The organism is Neoalteromonas flava (genome assembly GCF_002807685.1).
GTDB classification, from domain to species: Bacteria; Pseudomonadota; Gammaproteobacteria; order Enterobacterales; family Alteromonadaceae; genus Alteromonas_E; species Alteromonas_E flava.
This window is the reverse complement of record NZ_PEAX01000014.1, coordinates 1-4,164: the sequence shown is the minus strand read 5'-3', so window position 1 is coordinate 4,164 and position 4,164 is coordinate 1. Positions and strand designations below refer to the sequence as shown.

Annotated in this window: 7 protein-coding genes; all 7 read left to right on the top strand. The window is 42.2% G+C overall.

Features of this window, described 5'->3' with window-relative positions:
• Positions 1-147: 147 nt before the first annotated feature.
• On the top strand, positions 148-426 hold the full coding sequence (locus CSH92_RS16770; protein ID WP_100658805.1) for a hypothetical protein: 279 nt from the start codon (positions 148-150) through the stop codon (positions 424-426).
• Positions 427-544: 118 nt separating this feature from the next.
• A complete protein-coding gene (locus CSH92_RS16765) occupies positions 545-940 on the top strand; it encodes a hypothetical protein (RefSeq protein WP_100658804.1) in 396 nt (131 codons plus the stop codon).
• Positions 941-1,058: 118 nt separating this feature from the next.
• Positions 1,059-1,403: a hypothetical protein gene (locus tag CSH92_RS16760; protein WP_100658803.1), complete on the top strand. Its 345-nt coding sequence runs from the start codon at positions 1,059-1,061 to the stop codon at positions 1,401-1,403.
• Positions 1,404-1,552: 149 nt separating this feature from the next.
• Positions 1,553-1,843 (top strand): antibiotic biosynthesis monooxygenase family protein, encoded by a 291-nt coding sequence (locus CSH92_RS16755; protein WP_100658802.1) that lies wholly within the window; start codon positions 1,553-1,555, stop codon positions 1,841-1,843.
• A 133-nt stretch (positions 1,844-1,976) separates the two neighbouring features.
• Complete coding sequence (locus CSH92_RS16750) at positions 1,977-2,294, top strand: ExbD/TolR family protein (protein WP_100658801.1); 318 nt, start codon at positions 1,977-1,979, stop codon at positions 2,292-2,294.
• A 112-nt stretch (positions 2,295-2,406) separates the two neighbouring features.
• On the top strand, positions 2,407-2,766 hold the full coding sequence (locus CSH92_RS16745) for a hypothetical protein (RefSeq protein ID WP_100658800.1): 360 nt from the start codon (positions 2,407-2,409) through the stop codon (positions 2,764-2,766).
• Between the two features lie 579 nt (positions 2,767-3,345).
• Entirely contained in the window at positions 3,346-3,960 is a 615-nt protein-coding gene (locus CSH92_RS16735; protein WP_100658798.1) for a hypothetical protein, read from the top strand.
• Positions 3,961-4,164: the final 204 nt, after the last annotated feature.

The window sequence follows — 4,164 nt, the reverse complement described above, 5'->3', positions numbered from 1 at the left end:
CGAGTGGCCTTTCCTCATGCCAATTTCTAACAAGCCAATCAAGCTCGCTCCTTGCAGTCGCTGGGACAACTACGTGTACGGCCTCCTGAAATCGTGCCGCACACTTCGTTGCCCCTTATCGGAAAGTTAGATGCCAAGAGGACAGTTATGAATCCGGTCTCTTTTTTAGAAAAACTACGCGATGAATATATTGCTACTGAAAACGATGACCTGCTTTTCACTAACAAAGAATGTACATTAGAAAACACTACTTATCGGTTGAATTGCTGGAAGGATTTTCACGGCAAAGATCGCATTGTCGTTTTTGAACTTAAGGAAAATGGATTGCTCATCTCAACAAGTACTTGTTTAGGACTACGATACTCAGAATCACTAGCTCCTTTACTTTTAAATGAGCGACAATTGTGGGACATAGGTATTCCATAGAATGACATCTAACAAACCAATCAACACACTCGCTTCGCTCGCTGGGACGCCTACTTGCTGCGGCTTCGCCATTTTCGCAGCAAGCAGCCGCCCGTTATCGGGGCGTTAGAGGTCATAAGTGTTTAATCGAACAAAAGAACTTCAAAACGACCTGAGTAACACTTCCGGCAAAAAGGTGCAAATAGATACGCACCCAGTGGTTGGTTGGTACGAGCTTTATGCTGTTGTAATTGCTATCCCAAGCATGCTCATTTTCGCTCTTAGTTTTTTGTTTGCCGTGGGTAATGTGTATGTTGCAAAGTTCATTGCAAAAGGTCGCAAAAGAACTGCGCTTATTCTTCTCTTTTTAATTAACCTTCCCTATGCACCAGCCGCGATGCTCATGAACCATATGTATAGTGACGCTCCTAAGTGGTCCTTCGGAGTTATTATGATTGTTCCACTATCATTGCTAATATTTGGGTTCATCGCTATTCATTTGAATTTCAAGGGGCGCGAGCAACATGACCTCTAACAAACGTTTCAAGTCGCCCACGCAAGGCATGGGCTGGGACACAAACATGCAGGCTGCTTCGCATTTTAGCCTACGTGTTTGTGCCCCTTAAACGGGGCGTTAGGTACAAGGAGAAATTTTGAAGTTTTTAAGGATTGTTTTAACTGGACTATACTGTGTTTTTGCTGCAGCTGGTGTTGCATCAATCGCTACGGGAACAGTTTCACCTTTTGCGGCCATTTTTGTTTTAGCCTACGCAACTGTTGCAGCGGCACTGAATCTCAAAGGTGGTAAGATTGCACGTTGGATCGCATATGGATTATCAGTGTTGTTCATCGTTTTTGGCATCTTGTCTTTGGTTATGTTTCTTTTCTCTTTATTTGGTCAAGAAATAGATAAACTCTTACCCTATGTACTCGCTGTATTTGGTCTTCTTGGTATTGGCACATTTGTGTCACTTAAAAAACAAGGTCAAACTCTTTGAACAGCAATGTACCTAACAATCGCATTAAAACTCGCTGCGCTCGCGCGGACATCTACCTGTGGGCTCGCGCTGCACGCGATTTTAGCCCACAGCTAGCTGCCCTTTATGCGGGGCGTTAGGTGCTTCTTGGAATAAGGAACAATAATAAAATGATTAAACGGATTTTTAGTGTAGTTGTGCACCCAGAACTTCAGGAAGAATTTGAAGACAAGTTTCATAATTTGGCCCTTCCAGACACACTTTCGTCACACGGCTGTTTGTCAGTCGAAATAAGTAAACCAACTAGTTGTAACCCAAACACTTATTTAATGGTTAGTGAATGGGAGTCAGTTAGAGCTTTAGAGAACAAATTTGGTGTTAATTGGCATCTAGCGTCCATCCCTGAAATAATGAAAAAATATGAAAAATCTCATACTATCCAGCATTATGAATCTTGGTAATAATAGGCACGCACCTAACAAAAAAATTAAGGCACTCACTTCGTTCGTTGGGACGCATACACGTGGGCTGCTTCGCATTATTGCCCACGCGTATGCGCCCCTTATTTAAAAGTTAGGGTCACAAGGAAAGCTCGTGCGAAAAGCCAAAATAATAGCACTCTCAATACTCTTTCTTTTAGTGTCAGGGTGTAACCAACCGCCAGTTGATGTTATTACTTGTACTGGCGCGGCTAAACAAGGAAGTGTTTGGGTTTCTATCTCAAGTGACAGCCAAATCAAAATTGGACAGGCGCAATTCTCAAAAAGTTTACTTAGCGCAAAACTCGAACTAGTTAAACAATCTTGCGACTCTGTTACAGTTATTATTCAAGCTGATGAGTCTGCTAAACATAAAGTGGTTTATGACACCATTCAACTCATAAAATCAATGGGCTATCAGGTGTCACAGTAACCCTAACAAACCAAGTCAGCGGGACACTAACACGTAGGCTCCCGTCACTTCGTTCCGTATTTTAGCCTACGTGTTATTGCCCCTGCTTGGGGCGTTATACCTCAGGTAAGTTATGAGAATTTTTTTACTGATGGGCTTCGTATTTGCAATGGTTGCGTGCTCAAGCACACCAATTGAATACAATGAAAAAGCCACCGGAAAGAAATGGCTGGTTAAGACGGATTATGGCGAGCCAATACTTGAACTCTTTAAGCGATATGAGTCTGCTTCAAACCATAAGGCATACGCAATTTCAGAAAAGTATTTCAGTATCGCTTGGGTATCGGAACAAACCAGCGCTTCGGCTGCAGCAAAATTGGCTCTAGAGCAATGCAACGAACAATTAGATAGCTCTATTCCTGAAGAAGAACGGTGTAAAGTAATTAACGTAAACGACCAGTGGGCTTCTGAACTAGTCAGGCAGAGGAACTGATGTATAACAAGACAATTAAGCTCGCTCCTTACAGTCGCTGGGACAAATACGTGTACGGCCTCCTCAGATTATGCCGTACACGTATTTGCCCCTTATTGGGGTGTTAGGTGTCTTGGGTGAAATCAGTGGAAATTTCGAAAGTTTGGTTCATATCTATCGTCAGCGTAGTTATATGTTGTGTTCTAATTTATATGTACTTTTTGAATCAAAGTTTTTCTCCGATGAAACACTTAGAGTCTGGTCAAGCTGCAATAAAATTAGGTCACTTTGACGTGGCTTTCGAGGCCTGCACAATTGGAGTTCAAGAAATAGGGAATAGTTACCGGAACCCTGATGTTGTTGATGACTCTGGTCTCAAAGAATCTGCTGCATTATTTGCACTACGTGATGGGAAAACGGAGGTTGCCGCAAATACTATTTGCAAAGTCCTTGAGTCAAGAATTCAAATGTTGGAGAGGCCATGACGGTAACACCTAACAAACCAATCAACACACTCGCTTCGCTCGCTGGGACGCCTACTTGCTGCGGCTTCGCCATTTTCGCAGCAAGCATTCGCCCGTTATCGGGGCGTTAGGCGTCATGACAGACAATGTACTCTTAAAAAAATATGCTGCATGCATGGAAGAAGTTAAAAAACGAACAGAAGTCGTTCGCGCATTCTTAAATGGAAAATGCTCTACTCCTTATAAACAGACTACTGCTGAATCAATTTGCCTTCAAATACGAAAAATATTGGAATTGATCGCCTTAGCTTCCTTGGTAGCCAATAAAAATGCTTACTCAGAAATCCGTTCAAAGTTTGCTAAAGATTGGAATGCAAAAAATATAATCTCTGATATTGAGCGCTTCAATCCAAATTTTTATCCTCACCCAACTTCCCAAATCATTAATCCTAGAACTGGTAAAGTTGAAAAAGTAGAAGATATAAAGTCAGGGTGGTTAACAAAAAACGAATTTATACATATATATGAGCGGACAGGGGGGCTTTTGCACGCCGAAAACCCTTTTGGCGCAAAAAAAGACTTTGACAATTTTATTCGGATAGTTCCAACTTGGATGGATAAGATAATTAAACTTTTAAATCATCACCATATGCAGTTAGTCGACGATGATTTACAGTACTGGGTAGTAATGAACGGCAAGGAAGATGGGAAGGTACAAGTCTCTCTTTTTCAGAAAATCGGAAACGCCTAACAAAGCGCTAAACACGTTCCCTTCGGTCACTGGGACAGTAACGCAGCGGCGCTTCGCGATTATGCCGCTACGTCACTGCCCGTTAGCTTAGCTACATGGACTCCCCCTTTGTCAAGCAATTACAATAATTCACAACAGTGGATCTAACAGCAGCTCTACATTCGGCGTTTAGTAGCTTTATTGCGCTATCGCCCTGATGATGTT